Origin of the sequence: Neobacillus niacini, assembly GCF_000759675.1 — a bacterium.
GTDB lineage: Bacteria > Bacillota > Bacilli > Bacillales > Cytobacillaceae > Neobacillus > Neobacillus niacini_A.
Genome location: NZ_BAWM01000001.1, coordinates 90,527 through 112,721, shown reverse-complemented (window position 1 = coordinate 112,721; position 22,195 = coordinate 90,527). Strand labels below are relative to the sequence as shown.

The window sequence follows — 22,195 nt, the reverse complement described above, 5'->3', positions numbered from 1 at the left end:
GACGAAGGCATAAGACGAACCCTGCAAGAAGGCGCTTTTTGCCTTCTTCAGGGGGTGGCTTATGACTCGAGTCCCAAGGAGCCGAACTAGACAAGCTTATGACCCCGAGCCCCTAGGCGCTGAAGCTAGACACATTTTTTCTCTAGACTAACCTTGTTCTGCTATTCCCCCCTTCAATGCATCTCTACAGCGGGTTCTTCTAATAAATCATTTTGAACTCGGCCTGTTGAGGTATAAATATTAGCCATTTTCCCTCGTAAATAGCCAATAACCTCTATGTTTAAGTATTTAGCCAGTTGAACAGCTTGCTTGGTAGCTGCTGTTCGTGAACCAATAACAGGAAAGCCAAATTTCGCTGCTTTTGAGAGCATTTCATATGAAATCCTTCCGGTTGTTAGTAAAATCAACCGTTCAGGATGCAACCCTTTTCTTAGTGTGTGGCCAATGATCTTGTCGACTGCATTGTGCCGCCCAATGTCTTCACGGACTATCATATTGCCTGCTTCATCTACTATACAGGCCCCATGCATCCCGCCAGTTTCTAAGTAAAACGGTGAATTTTGAGCAAATTCACTTCGTTTTTTTAATAAATAACTCAATTTAAAACTGTGTTCAGAAGACACTTTTTGAAAATTTTTCACATCTGTCATCGAGAAAAACGTGACTCCGCGGCCACATCCTGCTGTATAGTGCTTCTTCTTTGTAAATAACTCTTCTTCATTAAACCCATTCAGAAGTGAAACATTGATGCTGCCCTTTTCCTCATTTATGCTAATGGATTCAACTTCACTTGCTTCCTGAATAAATCCTTCTGAAAACAAATATCCATAGGCCCAATCCTCTAAATCGTGTTTAGTTAGTTGAAATACTGCAATCTCATAGCCATTTAAAACTAAGGTAATGGGATATTCATCAGGACATCCTTTGCGGTACATGGCTTTCCCCCCTTTCAGGAAATAGCTCTCTTGGCGTTTCAATTGTAATTATGTTACCTAGCGTTCTCAGCGACATTTGTCACAACTAACAGTACATTTAGCTATGTTTTTTAAATAAATTATAAATATCGGTGCCTAAATCACAGGACTTTGTCGAATCTCGGTCGATTTTGTGTCGGATTATCGAATTTTTCCTAAATCAGGTATCTTTCGCACTATCAAGAGATTGTTAAACTACCAATTGTAAGCGGTTCCAATTGAATAACTGTATCTTTAGTACTATCGTACGATGAGTCCTTTTTCTCTGAAGTAAGAAATATCACATATAACCACCTATATAGTGTAAAAGCCGTTAAATGTCATGTTTCTGACAAAAACAAAGCATTTTAAAATCTCTGCTATATTTTCAGGTTTGATTTATAATAGGAATAGTATTTTTTCACCACTAGTTTTTAGGAGGAGTACATATGACAATCAAAAAGGTTATGACAATCGCTGGTTCGGATACGAGCGGGGGTGCAGGGATTCAAGCCGATTTAAAAACATTCCAAGAGCTAGGTGTATACGGGATGACTGCACTGACTACGATCGTTACGATGGATCCAAAGGATTGGCACCACAGTGTGTTTCCCATTTCAGTTGAGACACTAAAACCACAAATCGATACTGTCCTATCTGTAGGAATCGATGCAATGAAAACAGGTATGCTGGGTACGGTTGAGATCATTGAGTTAGTGGCAAAGGTTATCGATGAACATAAACTGGAGCGAGTTGTCATTGACCCTGTAATGGTTTGTAAAGGCGAGGATGAAGTATTAAATCCAGAAACAACCGACGCAATGCGCGAACTATTACTACCACGGGCATTCGTTGTGACACCGAACCTTTTCGAAGCAGGTCAATTAGCCCAAACAGGTCCGGTTAAAACGTTAGATCAGATGAAGGAAGCTGCTGTAAAAATACACGATTTAGGTGCAAAGTATGTTGTCATTAAAGGCGGCAGCAAGCTTTTAACAGAAGAAAAGTCAATCGACCTTCTATATGATGGAAAAGACTTCACTATTTTTGAATCGGAAAAGATTGAGACTAACTTCACGCATGGTGCTGGCTGTACCTTCTCATCTGCTATTACTGCAGAGCTGGCAAAAGGTAGTTCTGTTGTTGAAGCAGTTGAAGTTGCAAAAGACTTCATTTCAGCTGCTATCAGCCAAGGCTTCCGCTTAAATGAATTTGTTGGACCAACATGGCATGGTGCCTACTACGGTGCAAAAACTGAATACTGCACAGATTGTTAATATCTAAACAGAGCTGAACCAGGAGTTTGGCTCTGTTTTTGTTATTAAGCAAGGATATCGCTTTTTTAATGTGATTTTAGTATGATAGTTACATTATTAAATAAACTAGTTTATAGATTACATACCTTGCATAGGGAAAGGAGAAAAGAAATATGGAACCGATTAAAAATCATCTACAGGTTCAAGAAGCGATTAATAAATACGCGAATCAGGATGTTTATATTCACCTGGAAACCACGAATGGTGCCTATGCGTCCCATCATGATCAAACTTTCTTTTCAGCAGGTGCCTATATTCGAAATGCGCTTGTTCGTTACGAACATGGGAAAATAACTGGAACTGACCCCTATCGTGTTGGATTAAAAATAAACCTTGGCTGGATTTACGCGGAAGGTCTGACTCATTTTGAAGTGGATGAGCAAAACCGCTTGCTGCTAGCCGGTCATGATAACAAAGGGAAACTCGCGGTTGCGCTTGAAATCAGCCCTACACCGTTTGAGTAAAGGAAGGAGGAGCCTATTATGGAAAAAGAACGTCATGTATTAGTCGTCTTTCCACATCCGGATGACGAAGCTTTTGGTGTATCAGGAACGATTGCTACTCATGTACAAAATGGTACTCCCGTTACCTATGCATGCTTAACCTTGGGTGAGATGGGGCGCAACATGGGGAATCCCCCTTTTACCAATCGAGAAAATCTCCCGAAAATTAGAAAAGAAGAGCTAAAAGCAGCAGCTGCTGCCTTAGGCATTCAGGATCTGCGAATGCTAGGGTACCGTGATAAAACGGTTGAATTTGAAGACGATGAAAAACTGGCAAATGCTATGTTGTCGTTAATTAATGATGTAAATCCTTCACTTATCATAACTTTTTATCCAGGTTATTCCGTTCACCCTGACCATGACGCCACCGGTGCGGCGGTAGTAAGGGCAGTGGAAAAGATTCCTGCTGCCGCAAGACCTAAACTGCACTGCGTTGCTTTTTCAAATAATTGCGTTCAAGAGCTCGGTGAGGCAGACATTATCCATAATATCAGTGCGGTTGCAGGTATAAAGCTTGCTGCGATTCAGGCACATCGTTCCCAGACGGAGCAAATGTTTGGAGACGTGACTGAGAAATTGAAAAATCAAGACCCGCAAATGATGGTCTGGATCAACAACGAACGATTCTGGACATACAAGTTTAATAAATAATCATTCAGAGAGATAATTATTCGGACAGGCTGTACTGAAATTTGCCTTCAGTGGTCCGAATGTACGCCTAATTCGGACAGAATGAACTGGAATTTTTCTACCGTTTTCCGAATGAATGGCTTATTCTGAAAAGACTCACTAGTAAACCCTTCGCCACTGGCGAAGGGTTTTATTAATATGAAGGGTTTAGCAGGGTGCATAATTTGCACATATCAAGGATGATGATTTTCCTTGATTTCATTTCGATAATGCCCTCTTTTTTCAATTTCGAAAAAACACGGCTTACACTTTCCCTCGTTGTCCCCACCACAGTCGCAAATTCTTGAATCGTCAAGGGGATTTCAATATTCCATCTTGAGGTTGAGGTATTAAACTTATTCCCTAACCGCTCTAACGTCTTTACTGTCTTCGCATAAACATCCAACAAGGCAACGTCTCTTAATGTTGAAGTCATTTCACGGAGAGAGTCGCTCATGTATTGGATCATTTGAACAGCAAGCTCTGGATACTCATGAAGACCCTTCTCTAATTCCATTTTATCTAAAAAGAAAAGCTGCCCATCTTGGAGCATAGTTGCCGTCGCAGGATACAACTGTGAGGTTTTTGAAAAAAGACAAGCCTCCGCAAACACATCACCCTTTTGCTTCATACAAACAATAATCTCATTTCCGCTTTCATCTTGTTTCGTTAGCTTTACCGCTCCGGAATAAATAAAAAATACCCCTTTAGCCACTTCATCCTCACAAATAACTTGTGCTCCTTTTTTCATGGTTAACGTTTGAATCCGATTTGCGATAAGATAAATGGATTTTGCAGATAAATCCTTAAAGATTACAATTTTCCGTAGAAAGTCCTCGATTTTCAACTCTCTTACTCTTCCTAATGGCTTTTCCTCTAATAAATGTACGGGATTCATTCTCCCCCTCCTCTCCTAATTTTATAAACGGCTTAGACCAATCACGTTACTTCCCATTGTAGTAAAAAAAATCACAACTCGTAGTGATTATCTTCACAAAACGTTCATTTTTTGAAACGCTTTCGTTTCAACCTCCTTCACAAAACGTTCAAAGTTGTATAAAAAAAGTGTGCGGATCGTCACACTTTAATCCTTGAATTCTTATTAGGATGGAGTTGTTCATTAGATAGAAGGAGGGGGAAGCATGAATAAGGCAATTATCAGCTTTGTCATTAGTACATTCATTGGTTTTGGTCTTGGGTACTTGGTGTTTGGTGTCATCATGGGGGATTCCGATAAACAACCTCAGGTCGCTCAAACAGAACAAACAGAAGAGACAAGTAAATCCGAAGATCAAAACAAGGAAGCAGAAAAGGAAACAGCTTCTGTTGACGCAAATAACATCCTTAATAGTAAGGGTTGTCTAGGCTGCCACGCAGTTGATTCTCTTGGTTTAGAAGGCGGGGCAACGGGTCCAGATCTTTCTAAAGCCTTTACAGATGTTGAAGGAAAGCACGGCAAGTCAATTGATGATTTCTTAAAAGAACCAACTTCAGCGGTTATGTCCAGCGTTATTGGCGGTAACCCATTAACAGATGAAGAACGCACGCAAGTGTTAGATATGCTGAAGCAAGCTTCTGAAAAATAAAAAGGTGGTGTAATAGATGAAGAAATGGATTCCAATTGCCTCTGGTTTACTAGCAGGTTTTGTAGCAGCAACGATTTCCTTTGCCGATTTTTCAAAAAGTACGAACAATCAAGTTGCTTCAGGTAATAACAAAAGCAATGCAGAAAAAGTTTATGTACCATTCGGTGAAAAAGACGATTACTACCTATTCGCATCAGGTGGTCACTCCGGTCAAATGTTTATCTATGGTGTGCCATCCATGCGTCATATTCGTACCGTGCCGGTATTCTCACCAGACTCTGCAACAGGATATGGTTTTGACGAACACACTAAAAAAATGATGGGCGATTACACATGGGGAGACCTTCATCACCCGGCATTCTCTGAAACAAATGGTGACTATGACGGTAAATATATGTTTGCTACTGATGTCGGAAACAGCCGTGCAGCCGCAATGAATCTAGAGACGTTTACCGTAAAAGACATTATTAATGTTCCAAATACAAGCGGGCCACACTGTGCGGCGTTCGTTACGGAAAACACTGAATATATGTTCCTGCCAACGCGTTTCGCGGTTCCAATCGGCTCTGAATACAAGTCTTTAGACGAATACAGCGAGCAATACCGCGGTGTAATGTCAGCCGTAACGTTTGACCAAGACAAAGAAAAATTAAATATTGCCTACCAGGTTGCCCTTCCGCCATGGTCTTACGATTTATCAGATGCTGGTAAGAAAAGCTCTGCTGATTGGGCAGTTATGACAACTTACAACACAGAAGAAGCTACTACTAATCTCGAAATTAACGCCTCTCAGGCAGACCGTGACTACATTGTTCTTTTTAATTGGAAAGAGCTAGAGAAAATGGTCGCAGAGGGACAATACGATGAAGTAACAGGACAAAAAATGATTTTCCCTGAAAAGCATAAAGGCGGTATTTACCTTGTTCCCGTTGCAAAATCACCACACGGTGTTGACGTAACGCCTGATGGTAAACACTTTATCGCTTCAGGTAAGTTAGCACCTTCTATGACCGTATTCTCTTTTGAAAAAGCATTTGAAGCTGTTAAAAACCAAGATTTTTCTGGTGAACGTAACGGTATTCCAATCTTGAAGTATGAATCTGTAATGGAAAGAGAAGTTAACCCTGAAAACGCACTTGGACCGCTGCACACTCAGTTTGACGATAAAGGTATGGCCTACACAACGATGTTCATTTCTTCGGAAATCGTGAAATGGGATCCAAAAACAGGCGAAACGTTAGACCGCGTGCCTGTACAATATTCTCCAGGGCACTCTGTAGCAGCGGAAGGTGACACCGTTTCACCTGATGGAAAATGGCTGATTGCCTTAAACAAGATTGCAAAAGACAGCTACTTATCGGTTGGTCCTTCACATCCTGAGTCGATGCAATTAATTGATATTAGCGGCAAAAAAATGGAGGTCATTCAATCTTCACCTGTTAACCCTGAGCCACACTATGCTCAAATCATTAAGGCAGATAAGATTAAAACGATCGAAGTTTATCCGAAGGATGAAAACAATGAGCTTGCGACTTATAAGCAAGAGGATGCCAAAATCGTCCGCAATGGAAATGAAGTACATGTCTACGGTATCGCAATGCGTTCGAAATTTATCTTTGATGCAAAAGCAAAACGTCCTGATGTAATTGAAGTTAATCAAGGAGATAAGGTGTTCATCCACTTAACGAATACAGATTTTGATGAGGATATTACCCACGGATTTGCCATCAACAGCTATAACTTAAACATTGAAGTTCAGCCTGGCCAAACGAATACACTTGAATTTACTGCAAACAAAGCAGGTACATTCCCGCTTTATTGTAGTAACTTCTGTTCTGCACTACACCAAGAAATGACCGGCTACTTCCTTGTAAAACCAAAGAATTAACTAGGATGGTAAGGGTATCAATTGATTCGATTGATACCCTTCTCCGTTTAGAAAGGGATTGTTTTACATGAAAGCAAATAAATTGTCACTGGTTTCATCGATACTGATTGCACTTGCAGCTGTCTTAGTTGGTCTTTCCTTATTTTTTCCATGGTGGCAGATGATCTTCTTTGCTCCGCAATATCCAGAAGGGTTAAATATTATCGTTTATCCTAATAAGCTCGAAGGCGAAATCGATATTGTTAACGGCTTAAATCACTATATTGGGATGGAAAATTTCAGTGAAGAGAATTTCCCAGAATTAGCGTATCTTTCTTACTTAGTCATTGGTTTAGCAGCGATTACTCTCTTAACAGCAATCCTGCGCAAAAAAGCAGTCCTTTATGGATTAATTGGTCTGTTTATCATTGGCGGTGCACTCGGTGTTTGGGACCTTACACGTGCACTTCGCATGTTTGGTACCAACTTAAGCCCAACAGCTCCTATAAAAATAGACCCATTTGTTCCGCCCCTGTTAGGACAAAATACAGTTGCAAACTTTGTCACCGAAAGTATTCTTGGATACGGTGCGTATTTCCTAATTGCGGCCTTTATTTTATTACTGATTCCGTTATGGAAGGATCGAAAAAGATGAAAAAGTTACTGCTCTTTCTATTTGTTTTCTCTATCATATTTAGCATCAACCCCGAGAAAAATAGCGCTGCCGAGAACTTGCAAGCCATGATCGACAGCTTGGAAGAAGGAGCAGTATTAAGGCTTGAAGATAAAACATATGAAGGCAGTATTGTCATCAATAAATCTATCACCATGATTGGCACTGATAAAACGGTGATAAAGGGAGACGGAACCGGTAACGTCATCTCCATTAAGGCTCCTAATGTGACCATTAGAAAGCTTAGTGTCACAAATAGCAGCATGGACCGTAACTCCGCAGAGGAGTATGCAGGGATTAAGATTTATACAAATGGGAATGTGGTGGAACACGTCAAGATTACCAATTCCTTTCACGGAATCTATTTAAGTCAGGCACACGAAAATAAAATCACCAATGTTGAAATCAAGGGCATGGGCAAAGGAGAAATTGCCGCACAGGGTAATGGCATTCATGTCTATTATGCAAATGATAACCTCCTGTCCCATAACACGATCGAAGGAACGCGCGATGGGATGTTTTTTGACTACGCGAACAAAAACGAAAGCTATCAAAATAATATTACTGATACACGGTACGGTCTGCATTACATGTATTCGGATGAGAACATTTTTAAGAAAAATACCTTTACGATGAATACGGGCGGCGCTGCGGTCATGAATTCCAATCACCTCCTGCTAGAGGATAATCACTTTATCGTAAACTATGGAAATCAATCATTTGGATTATTGCTGCTGCAAGCCAATGATAATCAAATAAAAAACAATACGTTTTACATGAACCAAAGAGGTATTTACATTGACCAAGCAACAAGAAATACGATTCAAGGCAATAAAATCTCTCAAAACCAAATCGGGATTGAGCTTTGGGACAGCTCCAATGAACAAATTTTTTCAAAAAACCTAATTACTGAAAATACTATTCCCGCCGTTACCATTGGTGGAAGTGGTGAAAACAATTTCTGGAGTCATAATGGCAAAGGAAATGACTGGGGAAGCTCCTTCCCGCTCACCGATTTAAACCAGGATGGCATTGGGGACTTTCCTATAACCTATCGATCTTCTTTATATCAACTAATTGAAGACCAAGAATTATCTTATTTATTTTTAAAAAGTCCAGCACTCACAATCTATGAAAAAATGAATGCGGTATTGATGGACGAAAAAGTTATGTTTAATGACCCGCATCCGCTGGCTGCTGCAAAAAGCAATAACCATTTCATATTTATAGCTGTGGCAGGGCTAGCCGCGGTGTTGATTTTACTAAAAGGGAGACAATTACTATGCATTACATTTGGAAGGAATGGAAGGAAAACATAAGAGGAAAAGGATTATGGCTCGCATTAAGCATCATTGTTCTGATTTCAATTAGTATCTTGTTTCGTTCCACTGCCCTTTCATTTGATAAAGGCTTTTATGTCCTCTTAATTAATTTGTTTGATACGATTATTTATTTCATCCCGATACTCTGCTTATTTATCGGTGCCTTTTCTATCTTTCAGGAAAAGGAGCAAAAAACGTTAATCATGCTGCTGACCAAGAAAGATAGTTATGCCAGCTTTTTACTGCGAAAAAGTCTTGGGCTCTATACGGTTGTCCTTGTTCCAATCCTAGTCTGGTTTTTTCTCTATATATTATTGCTCAAGTTTAATTTCCAACTTGATATGAAGGCGTATTTCATCTTTATTTTGGCAATCGTGACCATGTCACTCGTGTTCCTGCAAATGGGAGCAGCAATCGGAAGCTTTAGCCGCTCAAGAATGCAGATTATCGGTTATACGATTTTTGTTTGGTTTTACTTTTTCTTCTTACACGATTTTATCTTGCTCTCATTACTGCCTGACGTTACCTATGAAAATGTAAAAGTATTTTCTGCAGGCTATTTTTTGAATCCATTGCAGTCGGTAAGAATGTTCCTTGAAACTGGCATGGGTGTTTATTCCTTTGGTCACATGTCAAGGCTACTCCAAGCCTTCATGTGGACAAGGCCAGTATTCTTCTTACTCGGAAATCTGTTATTCTGGTTCATCACTTCGATCGCAACAGCGATTATTTTTCACCGTAAGGAGGGATTTGAATGATTACGGTATCCGATCTCAACCAATCCTTCGGGAAAAAAATGATCCTGGAGTCTATCAATATTGAGATTCATCAACATGAAATTTGTGCCCTTGTTGGTCGTAATGGCGCCGGAAAGTCGACTTTTATTAACAGTCTTCTTGGACTTCTTCCTGTGAAACAAGGATCGATCTCTATTAATGGCGTGCAAGTGACAAAGAAAAATCATGAATGGAAAAAAGCGATTGCCTATTTGCCAGAAAAATTCATGCTCTATCCGATGCTGACTGGCCTTGAGAATATTACTTTCTTTGCTGAGGCTGTTGCAAAGGCAGCTGACCAAGAACGCATCGAGAATGTCCTTAAGTCGGTAAGCTTGTGGGATGACCGCGATGTACAGGTGAAGAAATATTCAAAAGGCATGCTGCAGCGCCTTGGATTAGCTATTACCCTCTATCAGGATTCGAGTATTCTGATTCTTGATGAGCCGACCAGCGGGATTGACCCAATGGGACGAAAGGAAATTTTAGAAGTGTTAAAATCACTTCATGATAAAACCATCCTTCTCTCCTCCCATCATCTCGATGAAATCAAACAGGTATGTACACATGTGGCGTTTTTAAATAATGGGAAAATGGAAAAATACACTGTTGAGGAATTCTTACAAACACATAATCTTGGAGGGATTGAATCATGAAAAATGCGATGAGGCTGACCGCACTGCTGCTCCTAACCTTGCTTGCTGGCTGCAGTGCCGACCCTGAGTATAGTATTGAAGTAACAAAGCCGATTTATCAACAAGCAGATAAAGAAATGCCATTTGAAATTAAAGTAACGGAAAAGGACGAAGCGGCAGGCGGGCTTACCGTTTCAGCTGAATTTTCGATGTCTAATATGGACCACGGAACAACTGAAGTGGAACTAACAGAAGAGGAAGATGGGATTTATTCCGGTAATGTCGAACTCCCAATGACCGGTAAATATGAAATTTTCTTTATAATAGAAAAGGACGGGAAAAAGGCAGAAAAGGTCATCAATTATGAGGTTAAACAGTCGGAAGGTCTTGCCTCCATTAACGGAGAATGGATTACCAATGAAGACATAGATTTTTACAAGTTTATCAATTATCTCCAGCTTGCGATCAATCGTGAAACAGACCAAAAGCGCTACAAAGGGGATCAATTGAAGGAAGCATTATCTTACTGGGAGTCTCAAGAAAAGCTGGTTGAAGACCAAAATCAATTATTAACGCAAATCATCCGTCTCCGCTCCATGGCGATGCTCGCTGAAGAAAAGGGACACACCGCCACTGACGTGGAGATCGAAACAGAAATCAATAAGGTCCGCGACCAATACAACCAGTTCGAATCGACAAAAGCCATGATCAACGAGTATGGAGAAGAAAAATTTTGGGAAACCGAAAAACAGCAATATCAACTCATCGTCCTTTCCCAAAAAGTACAAAAAGACATCATCGAACAAGTAAAAAAGGAAAACCCACAAATGGGCCCACAAGAAATCAACTTCCAAGCCCAAAAACAATACGAAGAACTCTTAGTATCACAGGTTAACTCTTTAAAAATAGAAATCCTTTAATACGATGACTTTCACTTCCAAATATACAAAAAACGCTGCATAAACAGCGTTTTTTGTATATTTGGTGCCTGTCACCGTTAGCCTTCGGGTGTGTTGATGATTTTTAGGGTTTTGAAGCCGAGGTTGATTTTGTAGTTTAGGTTCCAGTTTGCGCCTTGTATTTCTATTTCGTTTTCTTGGAGGGTAAATCTGAGCATGACGTCATTGTCTTCGTCGATGATCACGTAGGAGTTTTTGTTCGTAAAGATTTGATAGGTTGGATGGGCTATCAGTGTCCATCCAAATTGTAATTTGTTGCTTTTTGTCGTCATAATCACACCAGCCTTTACCCTTTTACTTCAGATTGGTTAGCAAAACTCGGTACAATTTGTCATCCTTTTCATCAGGATTTCCTCTGCCGTCTGTATTGTTGCTGACAAAATAGAGGTATTCTCCATCCACATACACATCACGCAGTCTACCTAATCCCGTAGTAACTGGACTTGTCGTATTCTTTTCTAAGTAAAATTCCCGAATCGCATTCCCTCTTAATGTAGCTGCGTATAGCTTACCATTGTGGGCAGCCATCCCTGAAGGTGCCCAAGTTTTATCACCAGACTGAAACAAGGGTGTCTCCATTCCGGCTTTCTTTTCATTTCCTTGGATTACCGGCCAGCCATAATTTGCACCTGGCTTTATTAAATTTACCTCATCATGTGCTGATTGACCATGCTCACTTGCATATAGCGTATCACCAATCCAAACTAGCCCTTGAGGATTCCGATGTCCATAGCTATAAACATAGGAATTATCAAATGGATTATCCTCTGGAATACTGCCGTCTAAATTCATTCTTAAAATCTTCCCGTTCAAGGACCTTAGATCCTGTGAAGTTTGCGGGGTAGTCGCATCTCCAGTAGTAATATACAGTTTCCCATCCGGACCAATCTTCAGACGTCCGCCATGATGAAAAGCCGCACTCGGAATTCGGTCAAGCAGAATCCTTTCCTCGGACCACTTATTCCCTTCAAGGTGCAGAATCACGACTCGGTTAAACTGCCCCTGTCCATTCTCATACGTATAATAAGCAAACGCCTTTTGATTACTAGGAAATTGAGGGTCTAGGACAAAACCAAGCAGTCCGGCTTCCGCTGCTTTAGCGAGCGGTTTTTCTAACTCTACTTGTTGTCGTTCCATTTTTCCATTATCAATTTTCACAATACTTCCTGTTCGTTCACTCACATAAAAAACCTGGTTTACCCGATTAATTGACCATGGCACACGCAGCATTTCAGCAACGACTTCTATCTCTTGCTGCAGGACAATTGCCTCGTCCCCTTGCTGGTCCTTTGGCTGCAGATTTTCTTTTTCAAAAAGAGAACAACCTGAAATCAGTAAAATCATCGATAATAAAATGGAACACACTTTGGCCATTTATCTCTTCCTTTCCTATAAAACTTCAAGGATTGCTTTGGCTACTCCATGTTCATCATTTGTTGCTGTAATCACATCACAACGAGATTTAATTTCATAGGCTGCATTCCCCATCGCAACGGCTCTGCCGACTCTTTCTAGCATCGAGACGTCATTAAAACTATCACCCATCGCCATTGTCTCTGCCAATTCAATTCCTTTTTCTTTCACAAAAGCTTGTAGGGCAATTCCCTTTTGAGCATTTTTATTGGTTATTTCCAGATTTTCATGTCCTGAACTGGATACGGCCAGCTCTGTTAACTCTTGGAGTGAGGCTGCTGCAGCTCCCAGCCTGTCTGAATCAAAATCAAAAGCAAGCAGCTTATAAATTTTGACCTTTTCATCATTAAATAGGAGTTGATAATCTTCAATCTTATGAACTAAACCGTTGCGGATTCGAGCTCCAGCTTTATAAATGACTTCCTCTTGATTCACATCCGGGTTGGCACTAACCACAATATCTACTAGAATCGACACTGCTTTTTCAGAATCCAGAGTGTATGTACCATTGTTTGTGTATACTTCAAAATAGATTTCGTTTTTAGCAAGAATCTCAGCTGCTTTTTTCGCCATTTGCTTATCGATTGGTGTAGCGGAAAATATTTCACCATCTTTTGTGCGGACTTCTGCTCCATTCACACAAATAGCTGGGCAATGCAAATCTGCTTCATCAAGGACAAATCGCACCTCCTGATAAGACCTTCCCGTTGCCACAACCACTTCAATCCCTTGAGCCTGTGCTTTTAAAATCGCCTCTTTATTTTCCTGACTAACTTTTTGAACTGAATTTAATAGCGTTCCGTCCATATCTGATGCAATACACTTAATCATGCTGTTCACCTATTTCTATTTTTTGTTAATGCCATCTTATCAGATATCCACAACCATTTTCACCATTTTGCTCATGAAAGATACTTACTTCCTTCTCTTACACTTAACGGAGCAAGCTGGTTTCCTTCAATAAACTCCTTAACGGACTCAGGATTTGTTTTCGAGTGTTCTCTTAACGCCCAACCAATAGCTTTTTGAATGAAGAATTCTTTGCTGTCAGCATTCTTAACGATGTAGTCATAGAGGAGTGCTTCATTTGTTTGATTCTTATATTTTAATTGAAAGAGAATCGCACTTCTGCGCAGCCAGAAGTTAACATCAACTGACCAACGATTAATCGTCTCTTCGATTACTTCAGGATACTTCCGAGCAAGCTCTCCAACTAAAGGGGCAATGGAATCAACACTATCCCACCAAGATTTGGTCGTAATTAACCCTTCTAGAAATGGAATTACATCCTTTGGCAATTTCTTTATGAATTTCCCTATATATGTAATAGCGGTATAGTGATATTCTCTTTCATCCTTTTCCCAAAGACCTGTCACGAAATCTTTGTCAAATGGATCTTTCAAGATCTCTGTCTCTTTGAAAAATTGCTTTTCAAGCTCTTTTCGGAGCGGTGACTTCATTCCTAAGAAAGGGAAATGGTCTTTCATATACTTTTTCATTGGACCCGCATTTTCCTCATTCCGATGCTCTTCAAACAAAGTGGTTAGCTTTTCTATTTCATTTTTCAAATCCTTCACCCCTAAAAAATTGCTATAGTGCTATTTTAGCTATATAAGTATTTCTATAAACCCTTTCTATCCCCTCTATTAAAATGCATAAACAGTGTCGCAAATGCCAAACTAAAATGTACCGAATAGACGAAAGGAGAAAATCAAATGACGAAAAAGATAAATAAGGGCAGTCAAAATCAAAACTCGCCGCAGGCAGGGCATGCAGAAGCTGAATTCGCGAGTGAGTTTGTCAGCGGAGATAACAGCAAGGGAAATAAGCGAAATAAAGGTCAGCAAAGCAAAACAAATCCTCATTAACAGAAAAGCGGAAGACGCCTGCTTATCGGCGACAGGCATAAGACGAGCCGGCGGAAAGGTTTGCTTTTTAACCTTTCTGACGGATTGGCTTATGACCCCGAGCCGATGGCGCCTGGAGCTAGACAGTTATCTAAGTTCAAGGTCTCATACTTATTTTGTAAAAGAAAGTCGGCTTCCCACTTAGGGGGCCGACTTTCTTTAGACTATTGAGGGGTGGAAATGGCTGCGGGAGAAGTACGTATGTCTTTATTTCCTTCATTATTGAACTGATTCTGTAAATCTATGTTGGCTCTTTCTGCTTCTGATTGTGACTGAATGGGAGCATGAACCTTTCCATCTTCCAATTGTTTGTTGATTTCAATATTCGCTTCTACGGTGGCATTTTCTACATTCGGGTCATTTTTCACGATAAATAGCTCCTTCAATAATGAAATGATCGGACATTACTGTTATCTTCCCCAAGTCTTCACATAAGTATCACGTAAAAAACTGCTCCTCGACGGGACAAGTTTTATCTTTCCTACTGAGTGCTTAGTATCGCAGCTAATTCTAATTCTTTAATTTCGTCTGCTATCCTCGTCTGAATATATTCAACAATGGAAAAGTTCATCGCTGGAACATAAATGGCTTCAAGCTCGTCATGAAGTTCTTTTGCTCTTGCTAAATAAGAGATGGCTTCCTTCATTTTTCGTTTGTAGGTGTCAGCAATTGGTTTTATTTTATCTTCATAGATTTCGTCTGTTCCAGGTGTAATCAAAAGCTCATACATATCAATGATTTCATCACCGGCACGGCTTGGAAAATACTCGTGTGGAGCCGTACTGTCAAAAATAGCAATGCCAAGCTCTCTAAAAATCACCATATCTAAGCTGTTAGGGTCAAATCCACAGTGATAAACCTCTGTATCAATCCCTCTTGCTTCTGCAGCTGCTGCAATTTTCTTTAACATCGTTGATTTTCCGGAACCAGGACGTCCTTTAATAAAATAACGTTTTTCGATATCCTCTGTTAAATTCGGGACAAAATCAACCGCACCTTTTGGTGTTGCCGCCCCTAAGAATCGATGGCGAATATCAGATTGTTTATTTATTTTTAGCTTGCCAAAGAAGGATTGAATTAATTTATTTGTTAGCTGGTCTGCTTTTTCGAAATCCATGTTTTCAATATAAATTTTCTCCCAATCATCATGAACATCTAAAGCATGCTTAAAGGTTGAATACGCTAGATGATAGGCAGCACTCATTTGTTTGGTTAAACGTTGAATGTTCTTTTTCTCATCTGCTAATGCCCTTGCATCCCAAGCTTCCCCCAAATTGATATACTGTTCTACCGCACCTGGGGCTTTGGGCTCTATTACATGTGGAGCTGTTCCATCAACAATACCCACCTTTAAGGCACGTATGATCACTCCATCAATAGAATTGTTATCTGACGAGCAATGTAGAAACTCGATATCATACCCTTTTTCGACCCATTCATTGCCTATATATTTCATCAAAGAGGATTTTCCTGTCCCTGGACCACCTTTAAGAATATAGATACGTTCTAGTCCTTGGAGATTTGAATCATACAGGTTATGGAATCCCTTAGCTGTATTTCCTCCTGCATAATAATTTTTTATCTTTCCTGCCACTTGCGAACACTCTCCTTTACGTGACATAGCAAAGTTTCATTTCACCATATCCTATGCAATGGCGGTTTATAGGTGAGTGCCTATTAAATTATTTTCTAACATCAACCGTTGCAGCCTTTGTCAGATTTACTAACAATTTCGGTTCAATTACAATTTGAACGCCTATTTTCCCAGCGCTGACCACCATATTCTCAAGCTCTAAGCAGCTTTCATCTAAAAAGGTCCTGTACTCTTTTTTCATGCCAATTGGTGAGCAGCCGCCGCGGATGTATCCGGTCCATTTCAGAATATCCTTAACGGGAATCATTTCTACTTTCTTTTCCCCAGCTGCCTTTGCTGCCTTTTTTAAATCTAATTCTGTTTCTACTGGTATCACATATACATAGATACTTTTACTTGCTCCTTGAGCAACCAGCGTCTTATATACTTCACGAACTTCTCTGCCTATCTTCACTGCAACAGAAACTCCATCAATTTTTCCATCTTGATTATCGTATGTAAGCACCTCATAGGCTATCTTTTTGCTATCTAGGATCCGAATTACATTCGTTTTGACCTTCGCCATTTTCCCTCATCCTTTATTTTTTTTACAATGATTATACCAACTTTTTACTTAAACATAGAAAATGAAACTTAATATAAAAAAATAGGGTAGTGAACCATTTGATTCAAACCCTATTTTAAAAAGCTACGAGCATCTAAATGATCGAATTCTCCTTAAATCAGTTCCGTAATATACCCAGCGGAATCTTCTCCAGCGATATCCGGCAACTGAATCTCTTCCTACAAAGGTTGGATAAAACCAGAAGCTATTGCCATTATTCAGCCAAACAAAGGTAAAGCGGTATAGACAGCGTCTAATCGCACCAGGGTCAACAGCGAATAAAGAAGGTGATTCCTGTGGCGTATAGGATGGTGGTGGTGAAGATGGCGCTCCAGCTTGTTGTGATCCTCCTCCAAATGGCGGAAAACCCTGCTGCCCGCCACCACCAAATAGAGGGGGCTGGAATCCAGGCTGCTGCTCTCCCCCAAATCGTTCCGGCGGCAACTGGCTCGTTTCTAATATTGGTGACGTTCCGTAATAATTGGGATAACCATAATAATACACGGACATATTCCTCCTTTAATATGTTTTCCCTTTAATGTATGCGCGGAAATTTAATTGGGTTAAGGGAAAGGGAAGTACTCCCCCTTTCCTTCCAACTTTTGTGTTCATTTATTTCCACGGAATCTCCACATTGTTGTCACCCGTTTGTCACTCTATTAATCCATCATTATTGTAAAATAAAAGTAGTTGAAAATACTTACAGTAGTGGATAAAGAGAGCATTTATCCGATTTATCACTTTGCTACGGTTAAATCAAAGAAAAAATGTGAAATGTTTCACAATTACTAATATAAACGTGATTAAATTGAAAAGGGTGGCTTATATGAAGTATGATTTAGTCCTTTTACACGCACCAAGTGTTTATGACTTCCGAAAAAATTCCCTGCTTGCAGGACCCATAAGCGATGTTGTGCCATCATCACCAGTATTTGAAATGTATCCAATTGGGTTAACAAGTATTGCTGACTATTTAGAACGGTTCGGTCTTCGCGTAAAAATTATCAATATTGCCAACCGTATGCTGATGAGTGAAAAATTCGATGTAGAAAACAAGCTTAAAAAAATCAAAACACGTGCTTTCGGAATTGACCTTCATTGGCTTCCACATGCACATGGCAGTATTGAACTTGCTAAAATTGTTAAAAAACTTCATCCTGACACACCCATGATTTTCGGAGGCTTATCAGCTACCTATTATCATAAAGAATTAATTGAATATCCTTTTATTGATTTAGTTATGCGTGGTGACTCAACAGAAAAGCTTATGCTTCTGTTGATGAATAAATTGGAGCTTGGAAATACTCACTATGCGGATATTCCTAATTTAACTTGGAAAAAAGGCAGTGAGATTGGTTACAACCCTATAACCTATGTACCAAAGGATTTAGATGATCTTGATGTACCAGGCTATCGCTACACCGTTCGCTCTGTGTTTAAATATCGTAACTTCCTAGACCCTCTTCCCTACAATGGCTGGCTGCAATATCCTAATACTGCATTACTGACAGCAAGAGGGTGTTCGCAAAACTGCCTTATCTGCGGTGGTTCAAAGGATGCCTATGATCAAAACTGCGGAAGAAGTTCTCTAGCTTTACGATCACCCGAAAAGCTTGTCGAAGACATTCAATTTATTTCACGCTTCAGCCGGGCACCCATCTTTATCCTGCATGACCTTCGCCAGGGCGGCCGTGAGTATGTAAAAGAATTCTTCAGCCGTCTTAAAAAGCTTAATCTCAAAAATGAAATCGTCTTTGAATTATTCCAATATGCAGGTGAAGAATTCTTTCAAATGATGAATGAAAGCTGTCCAAAATACAGCATTGAGATTACTCTTGAAACCCATGATGAAAAAATTAGACGCTATAATGGGAAGTTTAACTGTACCAATCCAAAAGTAATTGAAACCCTTAATTTCGCCTTGAAGCATGGTGCCAAGAAAATTGATTTGTTCTTTATGACCGGTATTCCTAGTCAGACGTATCAGAGTGCGATAGAAAACATCGATTTCTGTGAAGAAATCCATCTTGCCTGCAATCAAGACCATAGACTATTCTACTTTGTGGCGCCGCTTGCACCGTTCCTTGATCCTGCAAGTCCAGCTTTTGAGAATCCAGAGCTTCATGGCTATAAAAAATTCTGTCATACCCTTGAGGACCACCGCAAGGCGATCACCCAGCCTTCATGGAAGCATATGCTCAGCTATGAAACCACAGAAATGACACGTGATGATATTGTAAACTCAACCTATGATTCTGCTCAAAAATTAAATGAGTTTAAATTAAAATATGGTCTAATTGATCAAGCTGGCTACGATGAAATTAAGGGTAAAATCGAAAAGTCTCAGGCTTATATTGAAAAAATAGATTATGTGCTCTCACTTCCTGAAGTAGAACAGCAAGCAGAATTAGCAAAAATCCAAAAGGAGATTGAAGAATTAAATAAATACAGTATTTGTGGTAAGAACGAGTTAAAGTGGGAGGTTCAAAAGAATTATGCGAACTTCTTCTCCCTTGCATTAGTTGGTTTAGAGCAGCTTTATGAAGAGTATATAATTAAGATTAAACATGCCTTACAGCCTAAGCTTCGCCATCAATTTACAATAGAAACAGAACATCAGAAAGTCAAAATGTAATAAGAAAAGCGGAAGCGCCTTGCCCAAGGAAAAAAGCAGTTCATTTTTTCCCAGGGGCGACAGGCATATGACGAGCAGGCGAGAAGGTTGGTCTCTACCTTCTTGACGGATTGTCTGAAATGTGGAGGCGACTGCCCTGGGACGAAGGCATAAGACGAACTCTGCAAGAAGGCGCTTTTTGCCCTCTTCAGGGGGCGGCTTATGACTCGAGTCCCAAGGAGCCGCAACTAGACAAGCTTATGACCCCGAGCCCCTAGGCTGCTTGCGCTAGACAATTCTCAAAGTCGAAAATTATATACTTATCTATTAAAAAGACGTGTGAGTTCAAACTCACACGTCTTTGGATTAATGGCCACCAAGGTAGGCCATTCTAATTTGGTCACTTTGATTTAATTCATCAGAAGAACCTGAAAGGACAATTTTCCCTGTCTCAATCACATAGGCGCGGTCTGCAATCGATAATGCCATGTTCGCATTTTGCTCCACCAACAGGATGGTAGTACCAGACTGGTTGATTTCATCAATAATTCTAAAAATCGTTTTAACTAAAAGGGGAGCAAGTCCCATAGAAGGCTCGTCTAAAAGTAAAAGCTTAGGACGTGCCATCAACGCGCGTCCCATTGCAAGCATTTGCTGCTCACCGCCTGATAATGTACCGGAAAGTTGCTTACGCCGCTCAAGAAGACGTGGGAAGAGGTTATAGACCTTCTCAAAGTCCTCTTTAATGCCTTGCTTATCCTTCCGTAAATAAGCTCCTAATTCAAGGTTTTCTTCTACAGACATATTGGCAAACACACGACGTCCTTCAGGAACATGTGAAAGTCCTTGTTTCACAATCGCCTGTGCTACCTTACCGGAAATGGATTGTCCTTCAAACAAAATATTTCCGTTCTTTGGCTTAAGTAAACCGGAAATCGTTTTTAACAACGTGCTTTTTCCCGCTCCATTCGCTCCAATCAAGGTAACGATTTCACCTTCATTAATATCAAGAGAAACTCCCTTTAGAGCGTGGATATTACCATAATACACATTGATATCTTTAATTTTCAGCATTTACGAAACCTCCTCTCCCAGATACGCTTCGATGACTTTTGGATTATTTCTAATTTGCTCAGGAGTCCCATCTGCAATAAGTTGACCATGGTCAAGCACATAGATTCGCTCGCACACCCCCATAACAAGGAGCATGTCATGTTCAATCAATAAAATAGTTAAATCAAACTTTTTACGAATTAGGGCAATTAGATTCATTAATTCTTCTGTTTCCTGTGGATTCATACCTGCTGCAGGTTCATCCAGCAGCAATAGTTTGGGATTGGCTGCCAATGCTCTCGCAATCTCTAGACGGCGCTGCTGACCGTACGGGAGGTTCTTCGCCGTTTCATGCATGACATTATCTAAACTAAAGATTTTCAAAAATTCGATTGCCTTTTCCTCCATATACTTTTCTTCTGAAAAGTGCTTAGGGAGACGGAAAATCGAACTCATAATCGAATGTTTAGCCAATGAGTGGTATGCCACCTTTACATTATCAAGCACCGACAATTCATTGAACAAACGAATGTTTTGAAAGGTTCTGCTTATACCTTTTTTGGTAATCTTATAAGGTGGTTGTCCATTTAATTTTTCACCATCTAATTCAATACTGCCTTCAGTTGGTACATATACGCCCGTTAACAAGTTGAAGAATGTTGTTTTCCCAGCACCGTTCGGTCCAATTAAACCAACTAATTCGCCTTGCTTTAACTCGAGGTTCACATCAGAAACAGCCTTTAATCCGCCAAAACGGATGCCTGCATTATTTACTTTAAGCAACGGTGTGTTTGCTGTCATCGTTGACTCCTCCTTTTGCAGACTTTCCAATCTTAAAGAATGAGGTCAATTCTCTTGTTCCCATAATTCCTTGTGGACGATAAAGCATCATAATGATTAGCACTAAGCTATAAATAATCATCCGTAGTTCAGGATAGCTTTGCAGGAAGGTAGAAACAATCGTTAAAAGAATCGCTGCCAATACCGCACCAGACATACTTCCTAACCCGCCTAGAACCACAAAGATTAAGATATCAAAAGATTTTAAGAAACCGAAGTTTGTCGGCTGGATAATGAAAAAGTTGTGTGCATATAAGGCACCTGCGACACCAGCAAAAAAGGCTCCGATGGCAAACGCGATTACCTTATAGTAAGTAGTGTTGATCCCCATGGCGTCAGCTGCTATTTCATTTTCTCTAACTGAGATACAAGCTCGTCCATGTGTTGAATTGGTAAAGTTTCTTATAACGATAAGTGTTAACAGGATACTTCCAAAAAGCCATGGCCAAGTGGTGAGCTGAGTAACGGTCATTCCACTTGCTCCGCCAACATATTCAATATTTAAAAAGACAATCCGGACAATTTCCCCAAACCCAAGTGTGGCAATCGCTAGATAATCTCCTTTTAGCCGAAGTGTAGGAATCCCAATAATTAAGCCTGCAATTGCAGCTGCAACTCCTCCTGCCAATAAACCGAACGCGAAGGGTAGCTCTAATTTCATTGTAATAATAGCTGAGGCATAAGCACCTACAGCGAGGAAGCCTGCATGTCCAATCGAAAACTGTCCGGTAATTCCAATAATCAGATGTAAGCTAGCAGCAAGAATAATGTTAATACCAATAAAATAAAGTGTGTTTACGTAAAAGAAGTTAATTATTTCTCCGGTAATTAAAAATTGCATCACAACACCAAAAACAATGGCTAAAACGATTGATGACCAAAAACCTTTCGCATGTTTGAGTATATTCATC

At 40.1% G+C, this 22,195-nt stretch carries 25 protein-coding genes; 12 read left to right on the top strand and 13 right to left on the bottom strand.

Annotated elements, in window-relative coordinates; translation table 11 throughout:
• Window positions 1–173: 173 nt before the first annotated feature.
• Window positions 174–935: a formate dehydrogenase accessory sulfurtransferase FdhD gene (gene fdhD / locus TR08_RS00520; protein ID WP_045514810.1), complete on the bottom strand. Its 762-nt coding sequence runs from the start codon at window positions 933–935 to the stop codon at window positions 174–176.
• Between the two features lie 467 nt (window positions 936–1,402).
• Here fdhD and pdxK point away from each other — a divergent pair, with 467 nt between their 5' ends.
• From pdxK to bshB2, 3 genes are all read left to right on the top strand, one after another.
• Window positions 1,403–2,230 (top strand): pyridoxine/pyridoxal/pyridoxamine kinase, encoded by an 828-nt coding sequence (gene pdxK / locus TR08_RS00515; RefSeq protein WP_045514807.1) that lies wholly within the window; start codon window positions 1,403–1,405, stop codon window positions 2,228–2,230.
• Window positions 2,231–2,382: 152 nt separating this feature from the next.
• The gene (locus TR08_RS00510) at window positions 2,383–2,733 is read left to right on the top strand and encodes a YojF family protein (protein WP_045514804.1); all 351 of its coding nucleotides are present in this window, start codon (window positions 2,383–2,385) and stop codon (window positions 2,731–2,733) included.
• A gap of 18 nt (window positions 2,734–2,751) precedes the next feature.
• Complete coding sequence (gene bshB2 / locus TR08_RS00505; RefSeq protein ID WP_045514802.1) at window positions 2,752–3,423, top strand: bacillithiol biosynthesis deacetylase BshB2; 672 nt, start codon at window positions 2,752–2,754, stop codon at window positions 3,421–3,423.
• Window positions 3,424–3,595: 172 nt separating this feature from the next.
• On the opposite strand, the gene TR08_RS00500 is transcribed toward bshB2, so the two are convergent.
• On the bottom strand, window positions 3,596–4,339 hold the full coding sequence (locus tag TR08_RS00500) for a Crp/Fnr family transcriptional regulator (protein WP_045514800.1): 744 nt from the start codon (window positions 4,337–4,339) through the stop codon (window positions 3,596–3,598).
• Window positions 4,340–4,583: 244 nt separating this feature from the next.
• Between TR08_RS00500 and TR08_RS00495 the strand changes: the two genes are divergently transcribed.
• The 7 genes from TR08_RS00495 (at window position 4,584) to TR08_RS00465 (ending at window position 11,220) form a co-directional block, all read left to right on the top strand.
• Window positions 4,584–5,027, top strand: coding sequence for a cytochrome c (locus TR08_RS00495; protein ID WP_045514796.1), 444 nt, complete (start codon window positions 4,584–4,586; stop codon window positions 5,025–5,027).
• A 16-nt stretch (window positions 5,028–5,043) separates the two neighbouring features.
• Window positions 5,044–6,915: a Sec-dependent nitrous-oxide reductase gene (gene nosZ, locus TR08_RS00490; RefSeq protein WP_045514794.1), complete on the top strand. Its 1,872-nt coding sequence runs from the start codon at window positions 5,044–5,046 to the stop codon at window positions 6,913–6,915.
• Between the two features lie 67 nt (window positions 6,916–6,982).
• Window positions 6,983–7,549: a hypothetical protein gene (locus tag TR08_RS00485; RefSeq protein WP_045514792.1), complete on the top strand. Its 567-nt coding sequence runs from the start codon at window positions 6,983–6,985 to the stop codon at window positions 7,547–7,549.
• The gene (gene nosD / locus TR08_RS00480; protein WP_045514789.1) at window positions 7,546–8,886 is read left to right on the top strand and encodes a nitrous oxide reductase family maturation protein NosD; all 1,341 of its coding nucleotides are present in this window, start codon (window positions 7,546–7,548) and stop codon (window positions 8,884–8,886) included. The genes TR08_RS00485 and nosD overlap by 4 nt, the downstream gene beginning before the upstream one ends.
• Entirely contained in the window at window positions 8,850–9,647 is a 798-nt protein-coding gene (locus tag TR08_RS00475) for an ABC transporter permease (RefSeq protein WP_045514787.1), read from the top strand. Before nosD ends, TR08_RS00475 begins: the two co-directional genes overlap by 37 nt.
• The gene (locus tag TR08_RS00470; protein WP_045514783.1) at window positions 9,644–10,321 is read left to right on the top strand and encodes an ABC transporter ATP-binding protein; all 678 of its coding nucleotides are present in this window, start codon (window positions 9,644–9,646) and stop codon (window positions 10,319–10,321) included. The genes TR08_RS00475 and TR08_RS00470 overlap by 4 nt, the downstream gene beginning before the upstream one ends.
• Window positions 10,318–11,220: a FixH family protein gene (locus TR08_RS00465; protein ID WP_045514781.1), complete on the top strand. Its 903-nt coding sequence runs from the start codon at window positions 10,318–10,320 to the stop codon at window positions 11,218–11,220. The genes TR08_RS00470 and TR08_RS00465 overlap by 4 nt, the downstream gene beginning before the upstream one ends.
• A 77-nt stretch (window positions 11,221–11,297) precedes the next feature.
• Here the strand turns inward: TR08_RS00465 and TR08_RS00460 are convergent, their stop codons facing one another.
• The 4 genes from TR08_RS00460 to TR08_RS00445 all read right to left on the bottom strand — a co-directional run bounded on the left by TR08_RS00460 (window position 11,298) and on the right by TR08_RS00445 (window position 14,240).
• Window positions 11,298–11,531, bottom strand: a complete 234-nt coding sequence (locus tag TR08_RS00460) for a hypothetical protein (protein WP_045514775.1) — start codon at window positions 11,529–11,531, stop codon at window positions 11,298–11,300.
• Between the two features lie 22 nt (window positions 11,532–11,553).
• Window positions 11,554–12,633: a PQQ-dependent sugar dehydrogenase gene (locus TR08_RS00455; RefSeq protein ID WP_045514773.1), complete on the bottom strand. Its 1,080-nt coding sequence runs from the start codon at window positions 12,631–12,633 to the stop codon at window positions 11,554–11,556.
• 15 nt (window positions 12,634–12,648) lie between these two features.
• Window positions 12,649–13,503 (bottom strand): Cof-type HAD-IIB family hydrolase, encoded by an 855-nt coding sequence (locus tag TR08_RS00450; protein WP_045514772.1) that lies wholly within the window; start codon window positions 13,501–13,503, stop codon window positions 12,649–12,651.
• Window positions 13,504–13,574: 71 nt separating this feature from the next.
• On the bottom strand, window positions 13,575–14,240 hold the full coding sequence (locus tag TR08_RS00445) for a DNA alkylation repair protein (protein WP_045514770.1): 666 nt from the start codon (window positions 14,238–14,240) through the stop codon (window positions 13,575–13,577).
• A 147-nt stretch (window positions 14,241–14,387) separates the two neighbouring features.
• On the opposite strand from TR08_RS00445, the gene TR08_RS32310 reads away from it, so the two are divergent.
• Entirely contained in the window at window positions 14,388–14,540 is a 153-nt protein-coding gene (locus TR08_RS32310) for a hypothetical protein (RefSeq protein WP_193747654.1), read from the top strand.
• A 203-nt stretch (window positions 14,541–14,743) separates the two neighbouring features.
• On the opposite strand, the gene TR08_RS00440 is transcribed toward TR08_RS32310, so the two are convergent.
• From TR08_RS00440 to TR08_RS00425, 4 genes are all read right to left on the bottom strand, one after another.
• A complete protein-coding gene (locus TR08_RS00440) occupies window positions 14,744–14,947 on the bottom strand; it encodes a hypothetical protein (RefSeq protein ID WP_045514767.1) in 204 nt (67 codons plus the stop codon).
• A 113-nt stretch (window positions 14,948–15,060) separates the two neighbouring features.
• Complete coding sequence (locus TR08_RS00435) at window positions 15,061–16,173, bottom strand: PRK06851 family protein (RefSeq protein WP_045514765.1); 1,113 nt, start codon at window positions 16,171–16,173, stop codon at window positions 15,061–15,063.
• 88 nt (window positions 16,174–16,261) lie between these two features.
• Entirely contained in the window at window positions 16,262–16,738 is a 477-nt protein-coding gene (gene ybaK / locus TR08_RS00430; protein ID WP_045514763.1) for a Cys-tRNA(Pro) deacylase, read from the bottom strand.
• Between the two features lie 123 nt (window positions 16,739–16,861).
• On the bottom strand, window positions 16,862–17,287 hold the full coding sequence (locus TR08_RS00425) for a hypothetical protein (RefSeq protein WP_370576243.1): 426 nt from the start codon (window positions 17,285–17,287) through the stop codon (window positions 16,862–16,864).
• A 316-nt stretch (window positions 17,288–17,603) separates the two neighbouring features.
• Here TR08_RS00425 and TR08_RS00420 point away from each other — a divergent pair, with 316 nt between their 5' ends.
• The gene (locus TR08_RS00420) at window positions 17,604–19,412 is read left to right on the top strand and encodes a TIGR04190 family B12-binding domain/radical SAM domain protein (protein WP_045514760.1); all 1,809 of its coding nucleotides are present in this window, start codon (window positions 17,604–17,606) and stop codon (window positions 19,410–19,412) included.
• 345 nt (window positions 19,413–19,757) lie between these two features.
• Here TR08_RS00420 and TR08_RS00415 read toward each other — a convergent pair whose 3' ends face one another.
• The 3 genes from TR08_RS00415 to TR08_RS00405 are packed head-to-tail and all read right to left on the bottom strand — an operon-like array spanning window position 19,758 to window position 22,194.
• Window positions 19,758–20,465, bottom strand: a complete 708-nt coding sequence (locus TR08_RS00415; protein WP_045514757.1) for an ABC transporter ATP-binding protein — start codon at window positions 20,463–20,465, stop codon at window positions 19,758–19,760.
• Entirely contained in the window at window positions 20,466–21,245 is a 780-nt protein-coding gene (locus TR08_RS00410) for an ABC transporter ATP-binding protein (protein ID WP_045514754.1), read from the bottom strand.
• Window positions 21,220–22,194 carry a branched-chain amino acid ABC transporter permease gene (locus TR08_RS00405; RefSeq protein ID WP_045514750.1) on the bottom strand — a complete coding sequence of 325 codons (975 nt, stop codon included), beginning with the start codon at window positions 22,192–22,194 and terminating at the stop codon, window positions 21,220–21,222. The genes TR08_RS00410 and TR08_RS00405 overlap by 26 nt, the downstream gene beginning before the upstream one ends.
• Window position 22,195 lies beyond the last annotated feature (1 nt).